Source organism: Stenotrophomonas sp. YJH_SMC_69 (assembly GCF_059370495.1).
This window is the reverse complement of the sequence record NZ_JCAFTS010000004.1, coordinates 136,527-156,933: the sequence shown is the minus strand read 5'-3', so window position 1 is coordinate 156,933 and position 20,407 is coordinate 136,527. Positions and strand designations below refer to the sequence as shown.

The window sequence follows — 20,407 nt, the reverse complement described above, 5'->3', positions numbered from 1 at the left end:
ATGCAGCCGGGCATTGGCCCGGCTCTACACAAGGAATTCCCATGCGTACCGCTGCCCTGCTGCTTCCCCTTGCCCTGGCCGCCAGCTTCACCAGTGCGCCGCTGCTGGCCGCACCGGCCACCACGGCGCCGGCGGCGGCGACGAAATCCCAGCTGCACCTGCAGACCTTCCATCCCGGCCCGCAGGCAATGTTCTCGGTGTCCTCGGTGCTGATCGAAGGCCGCCACGACGCGATCCTGGTCAATGCGCAGTTTGGTGCCAGCGATGCGCGCAAGCTGGTCGAGCTGATCCGCGCCAGCGGCAAGCAGCTGACCACGATCTACATCAGTCACGGCGATCCGGACTACTACTTCGGCCTGGCCACCCTGCAGGACGCCTTCCCGCAGGCACGCATCGTCGCCACCGCGCAGACCGTCGCCCACATCCAGCAGACCCAGGCCGGCAAGCTGGCCTACTGGGGACCGAAGATGGGTGCCGACATGCCCGCGCGCATCGTGCTGCCGCAGGTGCTGGATGGCGATGCCCTGCAGCTGGAAGGCCAGCGCCTGCCGTTGATCGGCCTGGATGGCCCGACCCCGGACCGCACGGTGCTGTGGGTACCGTCGCTGCGCGCGATCGTCGGTGGCATTCCGGTGGTCGCCGGCGAGCACGTGTGGATGGCCGACACGCAGACGCCGAAGTCGCACACCGACTGGCTGCAGACCCTGCAGCGGTTGCAGGCACTGAAGCCGAAGGTGGTGGTGCCGGGGCACTACGCGCCGGGTGCGGCGCTGGATGCCAGTGCGTTGCGCTTCACTGCGGACTACATCCGCGCGTTCGATGTCGAGACGGCAAAGGCCAAGGACAGTACGGCGCTGGTAAAAGCGATGCAGGCGCGCTACCCGAAGCTGGACGGCGTCGCATCGCTGGAGCTGAGCGCGAAGGTGGCCAAGGGCGAAATGCAGTGGCCATGAGGTAGGGCGCTTTCTTTTGCAGGGCTGCGCCCTGCACCTGCAGAGGCAACAGCAAAAGCAACAGCTGGCTATCCGTGGGAGGGCGAGGTGGGTCCGGTTGCGGGGGACGCCGTGAATCCGTCCATGGAGGCTCGGTCGCGCCATCCATGGCGCTCACGCCCCCGCAACCGGACCCACCTCGCCTTCGACAGATCTCGGCAATCTGCTGGGGTCGGATCCCGTTGCTGCGCAACGGGCTCTGACCCCGCCTTTGCCGATCAGAGGGATGTGGAATCGTTCGGTCCGTGCTCGAACAATTCCCCCTGCACCACGGCCTCCTTTTCGCGGAACCCACCCAGCCCGACGCCGACCAGGCGGTAACGCGTCTCCGCCGGCAGGTCGACGCGGGCGCGCAGGGCCAGTGCGATGTCGCGCAGTTCTTCCATCGATTCCGGCGGGCGCTCCGGGGTGAAACTGCGGGTGAGGATGCGGAACTGCGCGGTCTTCAGCTTCAGCACCACGGTGTGGCCGACGCGTTCGGTCTTGCGCGTGGCATTCCAGGTCTTCTCCGCCAGCTGCACGATCGCCTCGCCCAGGTCTTCCAGCAACAGGTCCTCGGCAAAGGTGTCCTCCGAGGAGATCGACTGTACCTGCTGGTCCGGTTCCACCGGCCGCTCGTCGATGCCGCGTGCACGGTTGTACAGGCTGCGGCCGAAACTGCCGAACGCCTCTTCCAGGTCGACCAGGGACCACTGCCGCAGGTCGCCGCAGGTGACGATGCCACGCGCGGCAAGTTTGCCTTCCATCACCTTGCCGACGCCTGGCACCCGGTTCACCGGCAGCGGCAGCAGGAACGCGTCCACCCGCTGCGGTGGAATCACGAACTGGCCATCGGGCTTGCGCCAGTCCGAAGCGATCTTGGCCAGGAACTTGTTCGGCGCGATCCCGGCTGAAGCGGTCAGGTTCGTCTCCTCGCGGATCTGCGCACGGATGGTGCGGGCGATGTCGGTGGCCAGTTCGATGCCGCTCTTCGGCTCGGTCACGTCCAGGTAGGCCTCGTCCAGCGACAACGGCTCGACCAGGTCGGTGTGGCGCAGGAATATCTCGCGTACCTGGCGTGACACCGCCTTGTAACGTGCAAAGTCCGGCGGCACGAAGATCGCGTCCGGACACAGGCGTTCGGCGCGCAGCGCCGGCATCGCCGAACGCACGCCGAACACGCGTGCCTCGTAGGACGCCGCACACACCACCGAGCGCGCGCCGCGCCATGCCACAACCACCGGCTTGCCGCGCAGTGACGGATCGTCGCGCTGCTCCACCGACGCGTAGAACGCGTCCATGTCGACGTGGATGATCTTGCGCAGTCGGGTCATGTCAGGCGGAAAGGGCGGGGGCGTGTCGAACGGGCCACACGCCGAAGTATGGTCGTTGCACATCAACAGGATGCGCGTATTCCATTGAAAACACTACGGTTGCGTACGGTTGAAATGTTTGATCGGCGCAGTTTCCACGGGCATCCTCGAACGCTTGTTTCCCTGTTTCCCCGCTTCCAGGATTGTGCTTCATGACCCGTCTCCACGCGTTCAACCGCGAACAGCTGCTGGCCAGCGCACGCGGTGAACTGTTCGGCACCGCCGCCGGCCGTTTGCCCAACGATCCGATGCTGATGTTCGACCGCATCACCGACATCCACGAGGACGGCGGACCGCACGGCAAGGGCATGGTACGCGCCGAGCTGGATATCCGCCCGGACCTGTGGTTCTTCGGCTGCCACTTCATCGGCGACCCGGTCATGCCCGGCTGCCTGGGCCTGGACGCCATGTGGCAGCTGACCGGCTTCTTCCTGACCTGGCTGGGTGCCCCCGGCAAGGGCCGCGCACTCGGCTGCGGCGAGGTGAAGTTCACCGGCCAGGTACTGCCGGACGCCAAGCTCGTGCGCTACGAGATCGACATCAGCCGTGTCATCAACCGCAAGCTGGTGATGGCCCAGTCGGACGCCCGCATGTACGTGGATGACCGCGAAATCTACAGCGCGCGCGACCTGCGCGTCGGCCTGTTCACTGAAACCGGGAGCTTCTGATGCGTCGCGTCGTCATCACCGGCATGGGCATCACGTCCTGCCTCGGCAATGATCTGGATACCGTTTCGGCCGCGCTGCGCGAAGGGCGCTCGGGCATCACCGCCTTGGCCGACCATGCCGAAGCAGGCCTGCGCAGCCAGGTCGGCGGTCGCGTCGACCTCGATCTGGAGGCGCTGATCGACCGCAAGCAGAAGCGCTTCATGAGCGACGCGGCGGCCTTCGCTTACCTGTCCATGCGCGATGCCATCGCCGATGCCGGGCTCAGCCCCGAGCAGGTCAGCAACCTGCGCACCGGCCTGATCGCCGGTTCCGGCGGCGGCTCCAGCGAATGGCAGATCGGCGCGGTCGACCTGCTGCGCGAACGTGGCGTGCGCAAGGTCGGCCCGTACATGGTGCCGCGCACAATGTGCTCGACGGTCTCGGCCTGCCTGGCCACGGCCTACCAGATCAAGGGCGTCAGCTACTCGCTGTCGGCCGCCTGCGCGACCTCGGCGCACTGCATCGGCGCTGCCGCGGACATGATCCGCCACGGTGCGCAGGACATCATGTTCGCCGGTGGCGGTGAAGACCTGCACTGGTCGATGAGCGTGATGTTCGATGCGATGGGCGCGCTGTCGACCAGCTTCAACGAAACCCCGGCCAGCGCCTCGCGTCCGTACGACAAGGACCGCGACGGCTTCGTCATCGCCGGTGGCGGCGGCATGCTGGTGCTGGAGGACTACGACCACGCCGTTGCGCGTGGCGCGCACATCCATGCCGAGCTGATCGGCTACGGCGTGACCTCCGATGGCGCCGACATGGTCGCGCCGTCCGGCGAGGGCGCGGTGCGCTGCATGAAGATGGCACTGCAGGGCGTCGATCGCCCGCTGGACTACCTCAACACCCACGGCACCTCGACCCCGCTGGGCGATGTCACCGAGCTCAACGCGATCCGTGAAGTGTTCGGCGATGCGGTACCACCGCTGTCCTCGACCAAGGCGCTGTCCGGCCATTCGCTGGGCGCGGCCAGCGTGCACGAGGCGATCTACTGCCTGCTGATGATGCGCGATGGCTTCGTCGCCGGTTCGGCCAACATCGGCGAGCTGGACCCGAAGGTGGAGAGCTTCCCGATCCTGCGCGAAAGCCGCGAGCAGAAGCTGGACACGGTGATGTCCAACAGCTTCGGCTTCGGTGGCACCAACGCTGCGCTGGTGTTCGGGCGGGTGTGATTGAACAGGTGTGCCGACCAACGGTCGGCACCCACCAGAAGATGTGAAGCCGAGCCCATGCCCGGCTCAGTGCCAACCAAGGTCGGCAGCCACCGCTACTTCGGCAGCAGCGGCAGCAGCAGGGCGTGCGCGTCCACCAGCGAGCCGACGATGCGGTGGCCCAGTGCGCGCAGCTCTTCATCCGGATGCACCAGGTCCGGCACCTGGATCACGGTCATGCCGGCGGCCAGTGCGGCCCGCGTGCCGGCCGGTGAATCTTCCAGCGCCAGGCAACGTTCGGGCGCCTGGCCCAGCCGCTGCGCGGCCAGCAGGTAGATATCCGGCGCCGGCTTCGGCCGCGCCACATCACCACTGGTGATCACGGCATCGAAGTACGGCAGCAGGCCTGCGGCCGCCAACTTGCGGTTGGCGCGCGGCTGCCGCGTGGTGGTCGCCACCGCACGCGGTACCGCGTGCGCCTTCAGCAGCTCCAGCAGCTCCAGGATGCCCGGCCGCAGCGGCAGCCCGGTCTGCGTGCGTGCTTCGTACAGCTCATGGCAACGTGCCGCCACCGCGTCGATCAGGCTGTCCTCGATGCCCTGCGCGCGCAGCAACGCATGCGTATCGTGGTCGCCGAGGCCGACCATGCGCAGGAACACCGCTTCCTCCAGGCCCAGCCCGAATTCGTCGGCGGCCTCGCTCCAGCAGGCCAGCGAGACCCGCTCGCTGTCGATCATCAAACCGTCCATGTCGAAGATGACGGCGTCGGGCAGGAACGGCAGCGCAGCGAAGGGGGTCATGGAGCGAACAACGTATCCAGGTCGGTGGAAGTGAGCTGCCGCCATTGCCCTTCGTCCAGCCCCTGCAGGTCCAGCCCGCCGACGCGGCTGCGGTGCAGGGCCTGCACGTGGTTGCCGGTGGCGGCGAACATGCGGCGTACCTGATGGTAGCGGCCTTCATGCAGCACCAGGCGTGCGCGACGCGCCTCCAGCACTTCGAGTTCAGCCGGCAGCAGGGGCGTCTTCTCGGACTCCAGCATCAGCGTGCCGCTGGCGAACAACGCCACTTCGTCGCCGCGCAGGTCCTCGCTCAACTCGACTTCGTAGACCTTCGGCAGCTTCGACTTCGGCGAGATGATCCGGTGCAGCAGGCCGCCATCGTCGGTCAGCAGCAGCAGGCCACTGGTCTCGCGGTCGAGGCGGCCCACCGTGGACAGCACCGGATCACGGTCGCGGAAGCGCGGCGGCAGCAGGTCGTAGATCAGGCGGCCGGTGTCCTTGGTCGAACAGGTGTAGCCGGCGGGCTTGTGCAGCGCGATCGACAGCCCCACCGGCGGGTCCAGCGGCTCGCCATCGACGCGGATCGCCTCGTGCGGCACCTGGTCATCGGCGTACAGCACCTCACCGTCGGCGTCGGTGACGCGGCCTTCGCGGAACATCCACTGCACCTGCTTGCGGCTGCCATAGCCCAGGTTGGCGATCAGCTTGACCAGCTTCACTTGCCCTTCCCCTTCACTGCTTCAACCAGCTTGAAACCGTCGCGCTCGGCGACCACGCGCACCGCACCGAAGCTGTCGTTGAGGGTGTGCTCGTACGGCAGATGGCGGTTGGCCACCACGTACAGGCGCCCGCCCGGGCGCAGCGCCTGCGCGGCCACGGCGATGAAGCGCTGGCCGATGTCCGGGCGGTCGGCACGCGACGGCGTGTGGAACGGCGGGTTGCTGATGATGACGTCGTAGCCCGGCTCGATGCCGGCGGTGACGTCGCGCCACAGGAAGCGCAGCGGCAGCGCGCGCGGCGGCGGCGCCAGGTTCAGTTCGGCCAGGGCCAGCGCACGCTGCTCGGCCTCGTACAGGTCCAGCGCGGTGATCTTCGGGCAGCGTTCCAGCAGCTCGCGCGAGAGATAGCCGTAGCCTGCGCCAAGGTCGGCGGCGCGGCCGGCCAGGTCGGCCGGCAGGTGCTCGGCCAGCAGCGCCGATGCCGGATCGATGCGGTCCCAGGCGAACACGCCCGGGCGGCTGAGGAAGCGTCCGCCCATGATCGGGCGCACCGCATCCAGCGCCGACCAGCGCTTGGCCAGGTCGGCGTCGTGCTGGCCCTGCAGCGGGGCGGTCCAGTACACGCGGCAGTGGTTCTTGGTCAGGCAGCCGCCGAGACCGGCCAGCTGCTTGAGGTCGCCTTCACCGGAGCGCGCGCCTTCGTTGTTGGCCTGGCAGGCAACGATGCGGCCGCCCTCGGCGACCAGCGCCAACGCGCGGGCGAACAGCGCACGGGCTTCTTCACGCTGGCGCGGTGGCAGCACCAGCACCAGCGGGTAACGGCCCTTGCCGGCCACATCGTCCAGCTGGCCGCTGACGGTCCAGCCGGCGGCCTGCTGCAGCGGCTGCGCGAACGGGGCAAAGCTCTGTTCGCAGTGCAGCTCGCGGTTGCCGGCCGCTTCGCGCAGCGGCCAGCCATCGCGGGCACGCAGGAAAGCCACCGGGCCCTCCGGCCAGCGCAGGGCGCCTTGGGAGAACGGCAGGAGCAGGGTCTGCAGGGGGGCGTCGTCGCTGGAGGCCATCGGCGCGGGTACTTCAAGCGTGAGGGCCGTCCATTGTACCGGCTTGGCCGGGCCGGCCCCGGCAGGCCGCTTTGCGAAACCCGAACGGGGCCTTGATCTGCCAGAAACATTGAAACGTTCAGGGTAGAGGCTCCCCCGGAAACCCAGGAGAACCTGCATGCGAGCCTTGTTCGTCGGTGGCGTCGTCGACAACAGTGAAATGGACCTGGAAGGCAGCCATCCGCCCGTGCACTACCCCGAGGACACCGGCGGCGGGCACTCGCGCTACCGGCTGCACCAGGTCGGCCATGGCGCCGATGGCACCGTGGCCTATGCGGTATATGGCGCACCGGACCTGGCCGATGACGAGGTGGCCCGGGTGGCGGAAGAACGCGCCTACGCGCGCCGGTTCGAAGCGACGCCGACCTTGTTCGAGCATTGACACACCGGTAGCGCCCGAGCCCACGCTCGGGCGACGGCGCAGCCGAGCGTGGGCTCGGCTCTACATCGGATCAAGGCGCCTTGGGTGGCAGGCGGTTGATGCTGGCAATCTCGTCCAGCCACACATGGTGCTGCTGCACCGGCGTGTCGTAGTCATCCAGGCGCAACTGGCCGTTGCTGCCTTCATCACCAGCGACGTTGCGGTACTGCTGCACGGTTGGCCTCACGGCCACCGTGCCGAGCAGGCGGCGGCCATCGTGCAGAATCAGTTCCACCTGCGTTTCGCCTTCCAGCTGCGGCAGCAGGGCTTCCAAGCGCGCGATCTGCGCCGGATCGGTATGGATACGGGGAGCTATGCGGGACATCGGCGACCTCCTGCATGCAGGGTCGCCGATCGGCCGTGAATGCTCAGTGCAGCGCGCTGTCGGCGCGGGGTACCTGCACCTTGCGTACCGCAGCCACCAGCTGCGCCACCGAGTACGGCTTGGCCACGTGTTCCTGGAAACCCGACGCCAGCGCACGGCGGCGGTCATCGGCACGCGCCAGCGCGGTGACGGCGACCGCGGGCAGGGTCGTGGCATCCACGCCCATGTCCTCGCGCAGCGTGCGCACCAGGCCATAACCATCCATGCCCGGCATGCCGATGTCGGTCAGCATCACGTGGTACTGCAGATGGCCGGTGTCGGCCAGCAACGCCAGCGCCTCACCGGCCGAACTGGCCGCCGACACGCTGGCGCCCTGCTCTTCCAGCATGCGCCGCAGGTACTCCAGCACTTCCGGCTGGTCTTCCACCGCCAGCACGTGCATGCCGCGCAGCGGATACGGCTCGACGATCACCGGTTCCAGGATCGGCCCGCTGATCACTTCGCGCAGCGGGCGCCGCTCGGCATCGGGAAGGTGCTGCGGCAGGCGCACGGTGAACGTAGCGCCATGGCCGTGCCCCTCGCTGGCCGCGGCGACCGTGCCGCCATGCAGTTCGACCAGCTGCTGCACGATCGCCAGGCCCAGTCCCAGTCCACCATGGCGCCGGGTGGTGGTGCCATCGGCCTGGCGGAAGCGGCTGAACAGGTGATTGAGGAATTCGGGTGCGATGCCATCACCGGTGTCGCGCACGGTGATCTCCCAGTGGTTGCCGTCGGCCCGCAGCTGCAGGTCGATGCGGCCTTCAGCCGGGGTGAACTTGATCGCGTTCGAGAGCAGGTTCCAGAACACCTGCTGCAGGCGCGTGGCATCGCCCAGCACCAGGCTCGGCTGTTCGGGCAGCTGCAGGTGCACGTCCAGTGCCTTGCCTTCGGCCACCAGTTCCTGCGCGCCGATGGCCTCGCCCAGCACCGTGCGCAGGTCCAGCACTTCCACCTCCAGCTGCACCTTGCCCAGCAGCATGCTGCTGAGGTCCAGCATGTCCGAGATCAGCCGCTTCTGCGCACCGGCGCTGTTGGCGATCACGTTCAGGCCCTTGTACAGAGGGCTGGTGTTGTCCACGCGCTGCAGCAGCAGCTCACTCCACCCGAGGATGGTGGTCAGCGGCGTACGCAGTTCATGCGACAGCGTGGCCAGGAACTCGTCCTTCAGCCGCGCCATGTTCTCCGCAGCGCTGCGCGCGGCACGCTCGGACTGCAGCAGTTCCTCGCGGGCCAGTTCGATCTCGCGGCGTTCGGTCACGTCCGGGCTGCTGCCGGCCAGGCCGATGAAGCGGCCCATCCGCGAGAAACGCGGGCGTGCGTTCATCTCCAGCCAACGCCACTGGCCATCGGCGCGCCGCGCACGCACCAGCGCGTGCATCGAACGCTGTGCCTTCAGCGCTTCCTGCAGTTCGTATTCGAATACCGACGCATCGTCCGGATGCACCAGGCCGCGCCAGACATCTTCCGGCACACGCGTCTCGTCGCCACCGAAGAACTCGCTGAAGGCGCTGTTGACGAAACGGGCATGGCCGCGCTCGTCGAGCACCCACACCGGCATCGGCAGGCCGTCGGCCAGCGCGCTGAAGCGCGCTTCGCTCTCGCCCAGCTCCACTTCCATCTGCTTGCGTGCAGTGATGTCGAAGAACAGGATGCCGACCTTGTCCTCGCCCGGCCGGCCCACGCGCACCGCATCGACCGCGAACGAACGACCCAGCGCACGCGCTTCCATCTCGAACTGGGCAGGACGGCCGCTGCGTGCGACCTCGCCGTAGATGCGGAACCAGTCCTGCTCATGGTTGGGTTCCAGCTCGGTCATGCGCTGTCCACGCGCATCCTTCAGCCCGGTGTGGCGCTCGAAGGCATCGTTGACCTCGAGGAAACGATAGTCGACCGCACGATCGCCCTCGAACAGCACCTGGATCACGCAGAAACCAGCGTTGATGCGCTCAAGCACGCCATGATGCAGGTCGGGTTCGGGCGCCTGCACCATCATCGGTGGGCGCTCCACGAGGGGCGGCAGTGTGGACAAGGGCGTCTGGACGGGCCGGATTGGAAGCACAGCATCTTCCAAAGCGCGTATTCACAGCGTCAAGCGCCGTCAGTCATGGTTGACGACGATGAATTGGCGGCAACCGCTCTTGTCGGTGTCGCAATCGGCCGTTGCGGTGGCTGGAAAGCGGGATCACACTCGATCTATAAATCGCATCGTCCCCGTCGATGGGGCGCAGGAGACCGTCATGAACCGCTCGTTGGCCACTGCCCTGCTGCTGGCAGGCGCCCTCATGGCGGGCAGCGCGAACGCCGCGCCGCGCGCCGTCACCGATCCGGATGCGCCCCGCGCGCTGCAGGCCAATGGCCCGGTCAGCGTGAAGTGGGACGATCCAGCCGGATTCACCGAAATCCGCCAGAGCACCAACCGCTTCGAGGCCGAACGCGGCAACTGGGTGCAGCAGCTGGCCAGCTACGTGCAGACCACGGCGGCCAAGCCGCTGCAGCCCGGGCAGACCCTGGACGTGACCCTGGTCGACATCAAGCGCGCCGGCGACTACGAGCCCTGGCACGGCCCGCGCGGCAGCGACATCCGGATCATGCGCGACATCTATCCGCCGCGGATCACCCTGCAGTACACGCTGAAGGACGCCAGTGGTCGCATCGTCGATGAGGGAGAAGCCAAGCTCAGCGACACCGGCTACCTGCACAACCTGGGGCTGAAGAGCGACAGCGATCCGCTGCGCTACGAGAAGCGCCTGATCGACGACTGGGTGAAGCGCGAGCTGAGCACGCGGGCTACTGCTGCACGATGATTCCGGGCAGCTCTACCCACCGGCAGGTGTCGACCTTGGTCGACACGCATTGCACGGTACCGACCAAGGTCGGCTGCTACCAGAGCCGAGCGCGGGCTCGGCTCTACACGTAGACTTTCGCCACGCGCTTGACCGCGCACGGCAGCTGGTAGGCACTCACGCCGCAGCGCGGCGCCAGTTCCGACAGCGTCGGCGCAGAACCCCACAGTTCCACCACACTGCCGATGCCGGCCTGCGCATGCGCGGTCAGGTCCACCGTCAGCATGTCCATCGACACGCGCCCGATCAGTACGCCGGGCTGGCCATCGATCAGTACCGGCGTGCCGTTGGGGGCGAACTGCGGATAACCGTCGGCATAGCCAAGCGCGACCACGCCCACGCGGGTGCGCGCCTTGGCCACGAAGCGTGCGCCATAGCCCACCGGCTCACCGGCCTCGATCCAGCGCTCGGCAATCACCTTCGACTGCATCGTCATCACCGGGCGCAGGCGCTCGGTCAGCGCGGTGTTGTCCGGCAGCGGATTGGCGCCGTACAGCATCAGGCCCGGGCGCACCCAGTCGCTGCGTACATCCGGCCAGCCCAGCAGTGCCGGCGAATTGCACACGCTGGTCTCGCCGTCCAGGCCGTCGATGGCGCGCGCGAAGGTCGCCGCCTGTTCATGGGTGCGTTCGCTGTCCAGCTCGTCGGCACGCGCCAGGTGGGTCATCAGCACGATGCGCTCGACCTGCGGCAGCGCCGACAGGCGTGCATGCGCGGCGCGGAAGCTGTCCACGTCCAGGCCGAGGCGATGCATGCCGCTGTCCAGCTTCAGCCACACGGTCAGCGGGCGCGGGCTGTCGAATGCGACCAGCGCTTCCAGCTGCCACGGCGAGCCCACCGCGAACCAGAAATCGTGCTCGGCCACCAGCGCCATGTCACTGGGTTCGAAGATGCCTTCCAGCAGCAGGATCGGCGCACGGATCCCGGCCTGGCGCAGTTCCAGCGCCTCTTCGATGGTGGCCACGCCGAAACCATCAGCCTCGCCTTCCAGCGCCTGTGCACAGCGCACCGCGCCATGGCCATAGGCATCGGCCTTGATGATCGCCAGGGCCTTGCCACCGCCCAGTTCACGGGCAAGCCGGTAATTGCTGCGCAGGGCGCCCAGATCGATCAGCGCGCGGGCAGGACGCATGTGCGGTTCTCATGTTGCGGGGCGTGACCGTACTGGCCGTAGCGGAAAATATCCAGGCCTTCGGTGCTGATCTGCGGCTGGCGCGCGCTCATCAGGTCGGCCAGGTAACGGCCCGAGCCGCAGGCCATGGTCCAGCCCAGGGTGCCGTGGCCGGTGTTGAGGTACAGGTTGCGGAACGGCGTGGCGCCGATCACCGGCGTGCCGTCCGGCGTGGCCGGGCGCAGGCCTGTCCAGAACTGTGCGCGCGACAGGTCGCCGCCCTTCGGGTAGAGGTCGCTGACCACCAGCTCCAGGGTCTCGCGACGACGCTGCGACAGCGACAGGTCGAAACCGGCCACTTCGGCCATGCCACCGACGCGGATGCGGTCGTCGAAGCGGGTGACCGCCACCTTGTAGCTCTCGTCGAGGATGGTCGAGGTCGGCGCCATCGCCGGGTCGGTGATCGGCAGGGTCAGCGAATAGCCCTTCAGCGGGTACACCGGCAGGCGCATGCCCAGCGGTGCGACCAGCGCCGGCGAATAGCTGCCGAGCGCGACCACGAAGCGGTCGGCGGTTTCCAGCTTGCCGTCGATGCGCACGCCGGTGATGCGGTCGCCCTCGAACTCGAGGCCGGTGATGTCCTGGTCGAAGCGGAACTCGACGCCGGCGTCCACGCACATCTGCGCCAGGCGGCGGGTGAACAGCTGGCAGTCGCCGGTCTGGTCACGCGGCAGGCGCAGCGCGCCGACCAGGCCGTCGACATGGGCCAGGGCCGGTTCGGCCTGGATGATGCCGGCGCGGTCCAGCACCTCGTACGGCACGCCGTACTGGGCCAGGATCTCGATGTCCTGCGCAGAGGCATCCAGCTGCTGCTGGGTGCGGAACAGCTGCGTGGTGCCCAGGTCGCGGCCTTCGAACTCGATGCCGATCTGCGCGCGCAGCTCGTTCAGGCAGTCGCGGCTGTACTCGGACATGCGCACCATGCGCGCCTTGTTGATCGCGTAGCGCTCGTGGGTGCAGTTGCGCAGCATCTGCCACAGCCAGCGGTACTGGGCCAGGTCCATGCCCGGCTTGATCGCCAGCGGCGCGTGCTTCTCGAACAGCCAGCCGATGGCCTTCTTCGGCACGCCCGGGGCGGCCCACGGCGAGGTGTAGCCGAACGACAGCTGGCCGGCATTGGCGAAGCTGGTCTCCAGCGCCGGGCCGGGTTGGCGGTCGATGACCGTGACTTCAAACCCGGCCTGTCGCAGGTACCAGGCACTGGTGGTGCCGATCACGCCGCTGCCGAGAACTAGGACTCGCATGGGACTTCTCCAACCCGATCATTCCCTGCACTGGAGCGTGCCGGGACCATAATTGGGGAAGTATAGACAGCCAATCCCAGTTGATTTGCCTGATTTGAAATCAACCGGCAGGATGTTCTCCTGCAATTCATTCCCCAAGGTTGACGGCCATGGCCACCCGTACCCGCGAACTGGACAAGATCGACCGCAAGATCCTGCGCATCCTGCAGGCGGAGGGCCGTATTTCCTTCACCGAACTGGGTGAGCGGGTCGGCCTGTCGACCACCCCGTGCACCGAGCGCGTGCGCCGGCTCGAGCGCGAAGCGGTGATCACCGGCTACCACGCCCACCTGGACCCGGCGGCGGTGAAGGCCAGCCTGCTGGTGTTCGTGGAGATCAGCCTGGCCTACAAGTCCGGTGACATCTTCGAAGAGTTCCGGCGCGCCGCCCTGAAGCTGCCCAATGTGCTCGAGTGCCATCTGGTCTCGGGCGACTTCGATTACCTGCTGAAGGCGCGGATCAGTGAGATGGCCTCCTACCGCAAGCTGCTCGGCAGCACCTTGCTGACACTGCCGCATGTGCGTGAATCCAAAAGCTACATCGTGATGGAAGAAGTGAAGGAAACGCTGAGCCTGCCGATTCCGGATTGAGGCGGTCGCAGGTTGGGGTCAGAGCCCGCGTTGCGGGATCCGGCCCCGATCGGGGTCAGGCAAGGGGTCAGATCCCGCGCAGCGGGCTCTGACCCCGGTCATGTCGACAGTCAGCGCTGCTGCGGATGCTTCTGCGAGCGCTGTTCCTGCTGCTTGCCACCCTTGTGCGGCTGCTGCGGTTCCATCTGTTGCTGTTGCTGCTGATGCTGCGGGTTGCGGCCCTGCGGTTCCTTGCCGGGATGACGGTTCTGCTGGTTTTTCATGATCGCGATCCATTGGACAAAGGACATGCGGCGGCGGAATGCCGGCGCAGGGCCACGGTGGTCCCGGCACGGTTAATCGCAGGCGAAAAAGCAGTGATCGGCAGGATGTTGTTTTCGTGCGTTCAGGCCGTGCAGTGTGTGGAAGCTGCCACCCTTGCCTGGCATCCGAGGTCAGCGCTTGATCTGCTGCCCATCGCCGGCCGGCACGCTGTCGTAATAGCGGCCGGTACGCGAATCGAACACCCGGTTCGGGCCAGCCGGGCGCACGCCAGGCACGATGCGGCCATTGCGGTCATAGACCTTGTCGGCCGGCCTCGGCGCCGGGGTGGGCGCAATCCGGGCAGGACCCGTGGACCTGATCGGCTGCGCCGGCTGCGGCGACGGCAGCACCTGCGGCTGGGGGCGTGCGGCCTGCGGCGGCGGTACCACCGGCGCCGGAGCCACGGTGGTCGCGCTGCGGGTGACCGTCGGGTCGGCAGCAGGCACCTGGGCCAGCGCCAACGTGGGCAACAGGGCCATCAGCAGCAGGGGAAGGGTCGGTTTCATGGCACGCTCCGGCGTGGATCGCATTTACCTTGCGCCTGCACCTGTGTGCCGCCCATGAACGGCCGTCACACTTGCAAGCGCGCGCCGGCACCCCCACGTTTTCCGGCATCCCCAGGCCATCGACCCCACGGAGAGCCGGCATGACTGCCTTCGACCTGACGCCCCCCACTGCCACCCAGACCGAGGCGCTGATCGCCGGCCTCAGCAGCGAAGAGCGCCGCGTGCTGCTGCAGCACGGTACCGAAGCGCCGTTCTGCGGCGTGTTCCTGGACAACAAGCGCGAGGGCGTCTACTGCTGCCGGCTGTGCGCGCTGCCGCTGTTCCGCTCCAGCACCAAGTTCGATTCCGGCACCGGCTGGCCCAGCTTCTTCGCCCCGTTCGACCCGGCGCACGTGCGCGAGATCCGCGATACCAGCCATGGCATGGTGCGCACCGAGATCACCTGCGCGCGCTGCGGCAGCCACCTCGGCCACGTATTCCCGGATGGTCCGCCGCCCACCTACGAGCGCCACTGCCTGAACTCCGTCTCACTTTCGTTCACCGGCAATGGCGAGCCCTGGCCCGACCCGTTGCAGCGTGGCGGCGCGGAAAGCGGTGTGGCGGGCTGAAACACCCCGCTGACCGATTTCACAGAATTCCCTCTTCAGAAAACCGGGTGACGGGCCGACAAGGAGATATCCCCTCTCCTTGCGTCGCCCCATGCTCATCATCGTTGGATTCCTGGTCGTCATCATCAGCGTGATCGGGGGCTACCTCGGTGCCCACGGCCGCCTGGGTGCCCTCTGGCAGCCCTACGAACTGGTCATCATCGGCGGTGCCGCACTGGGTGCGTTCCTGGTCGGCACCCCGGCCAAGACGGTCAAGCAGACCCTGCAGGCCATGGTCGGCGTGTTCAAGGGCCCGCGCTACAAGCAGCAGGACTACATCGATGTCCTCAGCCTGCTCTATGAACTGCTCAACAAGGCCCGCCGCGAAGGCTTCATGGCCCTGGAAGACCATGTCGAGCGGCCGGCCGAGAGCGCCCTGTTCGCCAACTACCCCAAGGTGCAGGCCGACCACCACCTGATCGACTTCATCACCGACTGCCTGCGCCTGATGATCGGCAGCAACATCGAGCCGCACGAGCTGGAGCCGCTGCTGGAGCTGGAACTGGAAAAGCACCACGCCGAGGCCATGGCGCCGTCGCAGGTGCTGACCAAGGTCGCCGACGGACTGCCCGGTTTCGGCATCGTCGCGGCGGTGCTCGGCATCGTCATCACCATGGGCTCGATCGGCGGTGACATCGTCGAGGTCGGTGGCCACGTGGCCGGCGCGCTGGTCGGTACCTTCCTCGGCATCCTGCTGGGCTACGGCTTCGTCGGCCCGATGGCGGCAGCAATGGAGGCACGCGCCGAGCAGGACAGCCGCATCTATGAATCGGTCAAGACCGCCCTGCTGGCCTGCCTGCGCGGCTACAACCCGAAGATCGCGCTGGAATTCGCCCGCAAGACGCTGCCGTCGAACGTGCGCCCGGCCTTCTCCGATTTCGAGCAGCACCTGAAGACGGTCAAGTAAACCATGGCCGAGACCAAGCCCACTGTCATCGTCCGCCGGGTCAAGAAGGCCGGCCACGCCGCCCATCATGGCGGTTCGTGGAAGGTGGCCTATGCTGACTTCGTGACCGCGATGATGGCGTTCTTCCTGGTGCTGTGGCTGATGGCCACCACCAACAAGAACGACCGTGCGGCCATTTCCGAGTACTTCCGCAACCCCAGCCCGCTGAGCGGGCAGAACGCCACGCCGGCGCCCGGCATGGCCGGCCCGGGCGGCGCCAGCACCTCGATGATCAAGCTGGGTGGTGCCACCGACATCTCGCGCGGCAGCAGCAACGATCCCTTCCAGAACCAGAAGGAAGCGGTGCCGCAGCCGGTGGACCAGCAGCAGCGCGACAAGCAGCAGCTGGAAGCGTTGATGAAGGAACTGCAGGAAGCGATCAGCAGGAGCCAGGCACTGGAGCCGTTCAAGGACCAGCTGCTGCTGGACCTGACCCCGGAAGGCCTGCGCATCCAGATCGTGGACAAGCAGAACCGGCCGATGTTCGACCTCGGCAGCGCTACGCTGAAGCCGTATACGCAGCAGATCCTGCACGAGCTGGCCAACTACCTGAACCACGTGCCGAACCGGATCAGCCTGACCGGCCACACCGACATCACCGCCTATTCGGCCGAGCGCGGCTACGGCAACTGGGAGCTGAGCGCCGATCGTGCCAACGCCGCACGGCGTGCGCTGGTGGACGGTGGCCTGGAGGACAGCAAGATCACCCGCGTGGTCGGCCTGTCTTCGTCGGTGCTGTTCGACAAGGCCGACCCGCAGAACCCGATCAACCGCCGCATCAGCATCGTGGTGATGACCCAGGCCGCCGAAGCGGCCGCCCTGGCCGGTGCCGGCCCGCAGGTGGGACTGTCGGCGCCCACCGCCGACCCGGACGTGCAGGCCGCGCAAGGTGAGGCCGCGCCCGTGGCACATTGAACCGGGGTCAGATCCCTTTCCCATGGAAAGGGATCTGACCCCGCCTGTGTGCGGCCGGTACAATGGCGGTCTTTCCGTTTCCAGGTGACCCCACCCCATGTCCCAGAACTCCAAGGCCAAGCGCGACAAGCGCAAGAAGCAGCAGGCCAAGCGCCCGTTCCTCCGCCTGAATGCCCAGCAGCAGGTGCAGAACCATGCCGTGCTGACCAACGAAGACGGCCAGGTGGTAGCGGCCATCGGCCTGCAGGGCCGTGAGTGGCTGCTGGCCATCGGCGGCCAGACCATGGGCAACGCCGAAAACCCGGTGCCGATGCTGGCCATGCTCAAGCACCTGTCCAACGTGCAGGAAAAGGAAGGCCGCAAGGTCAACCTGGAGTACTCCGAACTGCTGCAGAAGCTGCTGGACACCCTGGCTGCCGAATCCGAGCAGACCGCTGACGAATACCTGGACAAGCTGGTTGCCGAATTCGAAGGCGTCGACGCCGCTGAGGGCGAAGAAGGCGAAGCCGTCGAAGGCGACGCGGCCGAAGAAGCCGCTGCCGAGGCCGCCCCGGCCGCTGACAGCGACAGCAAGCCGCAGGCCTGAACCGGCCGCGGCGGTGACGGTCTACGTCGATGACGCGGTGCATCCCTGGCGCGGACAGCGCTGGGCGCACCTGATGGCCGACACCCTGGCCGAGCTGCACGCGATGGCGGCGCAGCTCGGCATTCCCCCGCGGGCCTTCCAGAACAAGGCCAGCGGTGCTCACTACGACGTCACTGCCGAGCTGCGCGCACAGGCAATAGCGCTCGGTGCGCGGGCGATTTCCCGGCACACCGACCGCGAGCTGGTCAAAGCGGTGATTGCCAACGCCAGGGCGCAGTACCGGCCGTAGGCCGCGCCCAGCAGATCGTCCCCGCCGGGTCGTGCCCGGCGGATCGGCCCATCGCTCAGAACGGGTCGCTGCCCAGCCGGATTTCCACGTTCAGCAGCGAGCACAGCGCCAGCATCGCGTCGTCGTCGCGGGTCAGCGCCATCACGCCGGTGAAGCCGTCGCTGCCGGCATCCACGCTCCACAGCGTGTAGTTGTGCTCGCGCAGGCGGTCGAAGGCGGTGGACATCAGCTGCACGCCGTCCAGGCCCTCGGCGAAGTCCTCGTCGTCCAGGTCGCCGCCCCAGTCGAGTTGCAGGTTGAAGCGCGCCGACAGCTCGTTCACCGCCGACTGCAGCGATTCCAGGTCATCGCGCTCCACATCGAAACCGGACTGCCAGGCGATGGCCGTGAACAGGGCCGGCAGCCAGTCGCTGTCCGCTTCCAGCGGCTGCCCGTCCTCGGACAGGTGCTCGCGCCAGCGGTTGAACTGCTGCAGGGCCAGCTCTTCGTCGCCCGGGTTGATCAGCACCAGCAGGTTCCAGACCCGCGCCTCGAAGCCCTCCTCGTCGAAGTCGTGGATGTCTTCCTCGAAGTCGAAATAGTCGCTGTTGTCGGGCATGGCGGAACGTCCTCTGGGGCAGGCCCGCATTCTACGGTTTATCCTGTGCCGCTGAAGCCGGCCTTGGTGGCCGTCACTGTGAATGAAGCGATGAGCGATACCCCTCCCGACCACCTGGCGATCAACCCGGCCAGCCCCTTCCATGATGCACAGGCGCTGGAGCGCGGCGTTGGCGTGCGTTTCAACGACGTCGAGCGCGACAACGTCGAGGAATACTCGGTCAGCGAAGGCTGGATCCGCGTGCAGGCCGGCAAGGCCCGCGACCGCCGCGGCAATCCGATGACCATCAAGGTCAAGGGCAAGGTCGAGGTGTATTTCCTGGACCAGAAGCCGGAATAACCGGCACCGGCATGTAGAGCCGAGCCCGTGCTCGGCTGCTTTTCGTTCCGGGTTCATGACGCCTGAAGCAAGCGCAGCCGAGCACGGGCTCGGCTCTACATGGCAGGGCGGAATAGGCGTCAGCGTCAGCAACGCCCGGTCCCAGGCGTCATTCGCGCTTGCGCGATTCCAGCAGGTCCAGGTTGCGGATCAGGCGCCGCGAGATCTCATCGGAGATCACCCCGCGCCGGGTCAACCGGAACAGTTCCTCGCGCTCGGCATTGAGGCCCGCGCTGCGCAGCTGGCGGTAGCCCAGCTCCATGCGCCGCACCTTCTCCGGGTCCACGTCGGGGCCGTCGTTGTCTTTCTCCAAGTGCCGCTGGTACAGCAGGCTCACCCGCGAGGCAGCATCGTTGTACAGCTGCACGTTCTCGGTGTTCTGGTTCATCACCAGCTGCTGGCGCATGCGTTCGACCCCGGCCAGCGCGGCCTTGGAGGACAGCTTGCGTGCCAGGTCCTCTTCCTTGCGCTCGCCCGAATCGGCTGGCAGCTGCAGGCCCTTCAGCAGCTGCGGCAGCGCCACGCTGGCGCCGATCAGCGAGAACAGGATCACCGCCGCGGCCAGAAAGATCACCAGGTCGCGCGCCGGGAACGCACTGCCATCGGGCAGGAACAGCGGCAGGGTCAACACACCGGCCAGGGTGATCGCGCCGCGCACACCAGCCACCGAGGTCGCCACCACGATGCGCCAGTTCGGCGCCTCGCCCCGCTCCAGGCCACGGCGGCGCGCGCGCAGCAGGTTCCAGCGCAGCGACAGCCATACCCACAGCAGGCGCAGCAGGATCAGCGCCAGGTTGATCACCACCACGTATACCAGCAGCCACCATGCACTCTGGTGGCCGGACTCGTTCATGGTGGTGGTGGCGCGCTCGACGATGCCCGGCAGCTGCTCGCCCAGCAACACGAACATGATGCCGTTGAAGCTGAACTGCAGCATGTTCCAGACGCCCGCGCGCTGCACGCGCATGCTGCCGGAGACACGGCCGGTCAGCTCGACGTAGCTCATCGCGATACCGGCGGCGACCGCAGCGAGGATGCCCGAGGCATGGATTTCTTCGGCGAGCAGGTAGGCCGCGAACGGAATCAGCAGGTTGACCAGCATCGCCGCACCCGGCTCTTCGCCGAAGCGGCGCCACAACCAGCGCTGGAAGGTGGACACGCCGAGGGTGACCGCCACGCCCACGGCAAGGCCGGCCACCGCCACCCACAGGAAGGTCAGCGAGGCCGTGGCCAGCGAGAAGGAGCCGGTCATCACCGCGGCCACCGCGAAACGGAAGCAGACCAGGCCGGACGCATCGTTGAGCAGCGACTCGCCTTCCAGGATGTGCATCAGGCGCTTCGGGATCGGTGCCTTGGAGGCGATCGCCCCGACCGCCACCGGGTCGGTCGGCGAGACGATGGCCGCCAGCGCGAAGCACACTGCCAGCGGCATCACCGGAATCATCCAGTGGATCAGCAGGCCGGCGCCGATCACGGTGAACACCACCAGGCCGAACGCCAGTTCGAGGATCGCGCCCTTGTCGCGGAACAGGCCCTGCTTGGGAATGCGCCAGCCATCCAGGAACAGCAGCGGCGGCAGGAACAGCAGGAAGAACACTTCCGGCTCCAGCGCATGGCCGCGGTTGAACACGCCGGCGATCACCGCGCCCAGGCCGATCTGCACCAGCGGCAACGGCAGCGAGAACGGGAGGACGCGAACCAGGTAGCCGCTGGCGACAACGGCCACCAGCATCGCCAGGACGACTTCAATGGTATGCATGCTTCTTCCAG

General features: G+C 67.3%; 24 protein-coding genes. 12 read left to right on the top strand and 12 right to left on the bottom strand.

From position 1 onward, the window contains the following. Window positions 1-41 precede the first annotated feature (41 nt). Window positions 42-953, top strand: a complete 912-nt coding sequence (locus AC5P8F_RS08665) for an MBL fold metallo-hydrolase (RefSeq protein WP_049441341.1) — start codon at window positions 42-44, stop codon at window positions 951-953. A 257-nt stretch (window positions 954-1,210) separates the two neighbouring features. Here the strand turns inward: AC5P8F_RS08665 and dinB are convergent, their stop codons facing one another. Next, the gene (dinB, locus tag AC5P8F_RS08660) at window positions 1,211-2,305 is read right to left on the bottom strand and encodes a DNA polymerase IV (protein ID WP_049441381.1); all 1,095 of its coding nucleotides are present in this window, start codon (window positions 2,303-2,305) and stop codon (window positions 1,211-1,213) included. A gap of 191 nt (window positions 2,306-2,496) precedes the next feature. Here dinB and fabA point away from each other — a divergent pair, with 191 nt between their 5' ends. Both fabA and fabB read left to right on the top strand, forming a co-directional pair. Next, window positions 2,497-3,012, top strand: a complete 516-nt coding sequence (fabA, locus tag AC5P8F_RS08655; RefSeq protein WP_014035851.1) for a 3-hydroxyacyl-[acyl-carrier-protein] dehydratase FabA — start codon at window positions 2,497-2,499, stop codon at window positions 3,010-3,012. Further along, complete coding sequence (fabB, locus tag AC5P8F_RS08650) at window positions 3,012-4,220, top strand: beta-ketoacyl-ACP synthase I (protein WP_014645811.1); 1,209 nt, start codon at window positions 3,012-3,014, stop codon at window positions 4,218-4,220. Before fabA ends, fabB begins: the two co-directional genes overlap by 1 nt. A 95-nt stretch (window positions 4,221-4,315) precedes the next feature. On the opposite strand, the gene AC5P8F_RS08645 is transcribed toward fabB, so the two are convergent. Genes AC5P8F_RS08645 through AC5P8F_RS08635 form a run of 3 tightly spaced genes read right to left on the bottom strand, consistent with a single transcriptional unit; the run spans window position 4,316 to window position 6,758 of the window. Beyond that, window positions 4,316-4,999, bottom strand: a complete 684-nt coding sequence (locus tag AC5P8F_RS08645) for an HAD family hydrolase (RefSeq protein WP_046428651.1) — start codon at window positions 4,997-4,999, stop codon at window positions 4,316-4,318. Continuing rightward, on the bottom strand, window positions 4,996-5,697 hold the full coding sequence (locus tag AC5P8F_RS08640; RefSeq protein ID WP_014645809.1) for a pseudouridine synthase: 702 nt from the start codon (window positions 5,695-5,697) through the stop codon (window positions 4,996-4,998). Before AC5P8F_RS08640 ends, AC5P8F_RS08645 begins: the two co-directional genes overlap by 4 nt. After that, complete coding sequence (locus AC5P8F_RS08635) at window positions 5,694-6,758, bottom strand: class I SAM-dependent methyltransferase (RefSeq protein WP_049441343.1); 1,065 nt, start codon at window positions 6,756-6,758, stop codon at window positions 5,694-5,696. The genes AC5P8F_RS08640 and AC5P8F_RS08635 overlap by 4 nt, the downstream gene beginning before the upstream one ends. A gap of 157 nt (window positions 6,759-6,915) precedes the next feature. Between AC5P8F_RS08635 and AC5P8F_RS08630 the strand changes: the two genes are divergently transcribed. After that, entirely contained in the window at window positions 6,916-7,179 is a 264-nt protein-coding gene (locus AC5P8F_RS08630) for a hypothetical protein (protein WP_495227928.1), read from the top strand. 70 nt (window positions 7,180-7,249) lie between these two features. On the opposite strand, the gene AC5P8F_RS08625 is transcribed toward AC5P8F_RS08630, so the two are convergent. Then, a complete protein-coding gene (locus AC5P8F_RS08625) occupies window positions 7,250-7,543 on the bottom strand; it encodes a DUF3247 family protein (protein WP_032959238.1) in 294 nt (97 codons plus the stop codon). A 43-nt stretch (window positions 7,544-7,586) separates the two neighbouring features. Beyond that, entirely contained in the window at window positions 7,587-9,575 is a 1,989-nt protein-coding gene (locus AC5P8F_RS08620; RefSeq protein WP_014645806.1) for a hybrid sensor histidine kinase/response regulator, read from the bottom strand. A gap of 244 nt (window positions 9,576-9,819) precedes the next feature. Here AC5P8F_RS08620 and AC5P8F_RS08615 point away from each other — a divergent pair, with 244 nt between their 5' ends. Then, window positions 9,820-10,386 (top strand): DUF3016 domain-containing protein, encoded by a 567-nt coding sequence (locus tag AC5P8F_RS08615; RefSeq protein WP_014645805.1) that lies wholly within the window; start codon window positions 9,820-9,822, stop codon window positions 10,384-10,386. Between the two features lie 103 nt (window positions 10,387-10,489). Here AC5P8F_RS08615 and alr read toward each other — a convergent pair whose 3' ends face one another. Both alr and AC5P8F_RS08605 read right to left on the bottom strand, forming a co-directional pair. Continuing rightward, window positions 10,490-11,557, bottom strand: coding sequence for an alanine racemase (gene alr / locus AC5P8F_RS08610; RefSeq protein WP_014645804.1), 1,068 nt, complete (start codon window positions 11,555-11,557; stop codon window positions 10,490-10,492). Continuing rightward, window positions 11,536-12,840, bottom strand: coding sequence for a D-amino acid dehydrogenase (locus tag AC5P8F_RS08605; protein WP_111173619.1), 1,305 nt, complete (start codon window positions 12,838-12,840; stop codon window positions 11,536-11,538). The genes alr and AC5P8F_RS08605 overlap by 22 nt, the downstream gene beginning before the upstream one ends. A 149-nt stretch (window positions 12,841-12,989) precedes the next feature. On the opposite strand from AC5P8F_RS08605, the gene AC5P8F_RS08600 reads away from it, so the two are divergent. Next, window positions 12,990-13,469 carry an Lrp/AsnC ligand binding domain-containing protein gene (locus AC5P8F_RS08600; RefSeq protein ID WP_004140558.1) on the top strand — a complete coding sequence of 160 codons (480 nt, stop codon included), beginning with the start codon at window positions 12,990-12,992 and terminating at the stop codon, window positions 13,467-13,469. Window positions 13,470-13,579: 110 nt separating this feature from the next. On the opposite strand, the gene AC5P8F_RS08595 is transcribed toward AC5P8F_RS08600, so the two are convergent. Continuing rightward, window positions 13,580-13,759 carry a lana protein gene (locus tag AC5P8F_RS08595; protein ID WP_481442916.1) on the bottom strand — a complete coding sequence of 60 codons (180 nt, stop codon included), beginning with the start codon at window positions 13,757-13,759 and terminating at the stop codon, window positions 13,580-13,582. Between the two features lie 144 nt (window positions 13,760-13,903). Beyond that, window positions 13,904-14,278: a hypothetical protein gene (locus tag AC5P8F_RS08590; protein ID WP_014645801.1), complete on the bottom strand. Its 375-nt coding sequence runs from the start codon at window positions 14,276-14,278 to the stop codon at window positions 13,904-13,906. A 140-nt stretch (window positions 14,279-14,418) separates the two neighbouring features. Here AC5P8F_RS08590 and msrB point away from each other — a divergent pair, with 140 nt between their 5' ends. The 5 genes from msrB to AC5P8F_RS08565 all read left to right on the top strand — a co-directional run bounded on the left by msrB (window position 14,419) and on the right by AC5P8F_RS08565 (window position 17,661). Further along, the gene (msrB, locus tag AC5P8F_RS08585) at window positions 14,419-14,886 is read left to right on the top strand and encodes a peptide-methionine (R)-S-oxide reductase MsrB (protein WP_005415117.1); all 468 of its coding nucleotides are present in this window, start codon (window positions 14,419-14,421) and stop codon (window positions 14,884-14,886) included. Between the two features lie 91 nt (window positions 14,887-14,977). After that, window positions 14,978-15,832 carry a flagellar motor stator protein MotA gene (gene motA / locus AC5P8F_RS08580; RefSeq protein WP_014645799.1) on the top strand — a complete coding sequence of 285 codons (855 nt, stop codon included), beginning with the start codon at window positions 14,978-14,980 and terminating at the stop codon, window positions 15,830-15,832. A gap of 3 nt (window positions 15,833-15,835) precedes the next feature. Continuing rightward, window positions 15,836-16,786, top strand: a complete 951-nt coding sequence (motB, locus tag AC5P8F_RS08575; protein ID WP_046428632.1) for a flagellar motor protein MotB — start codon at window positions 15,836-15,838, stop codon at window positions 16,784-16,786. Between the two features lie 97 nt (window positions 16,787-16,883). Further along, window positions 16,884-17,372, top strand: a complete 489-nt coding sequence (locus AC5P8F_RS08570) for a hypothetical protein (RefSeq protein WP_046428629.1) — start codon at window positions 16,884-16,886, stop codon at window positions 17,370-17,372. Window positions 17,373-17,385: 13 nt separating this feature from the next. Beyond that, window positions 17,386-17,661, top strand: a complete 276-nt coding sequence (locus tag AC5P8F_RS08565) for a DUF4031 domain-containing protein (protein WP_046428626.1) — start codon at window positions 17,386-17,388, stop codon at window positions 17,659-17,661. 55 nt (window positions 17,662-17,716) lie between these two features. Here the strand turns inward: AC5P8F_RS08565 and AC5P8F_RS08560 are convergent, their stop codons facing one another. Further along, window positions 17,717-18,259, bottom strand: coding sequence for a DUF6630 family protein (locus AC5P8F_RS08560; RefSeq protein WP_032959249.1), 543 nt, complete (start codon window positions 18,257-18,259; stop codon window positions 17,717-17,719). A 90-nt stretch (window positions 18,260-18,349) separates the two neighbouring features. Here AC5P8F_RS08560 and AC5P8F_RS08555 point away from each other — a divergent pair, with 90 nt between their 5' ends. Further along, complete coding sequence (locus tag AC5P8F_RS08555) at window positions 18,350-18,598, top strand: DUF3297 family protein (protein WP_005415112.1); 249 nt, start codon at window positions 18,350-18,352, stop codon at window positions 18,596-18,598. A gap of 148 nt (window positions 18,599-18,746) precedes the next feature. On the opposite strand, the gene AC5P8F_RS08550 is transcribed toward AC5P8F_RS08555, so the two are convergent. After that, a complete protein-coding gene (locus AC5P8F_RS08550; RefSeq protein ID WP_014645794.1) occupies window positions 18,747-20,396 on the bottom strand; it encodes a Na+/H+ antiporter in 1,650 nt (549 codons plus the stop codon). Window positions 20,397-20,407 lie beyond the last annotated feature (11 nt).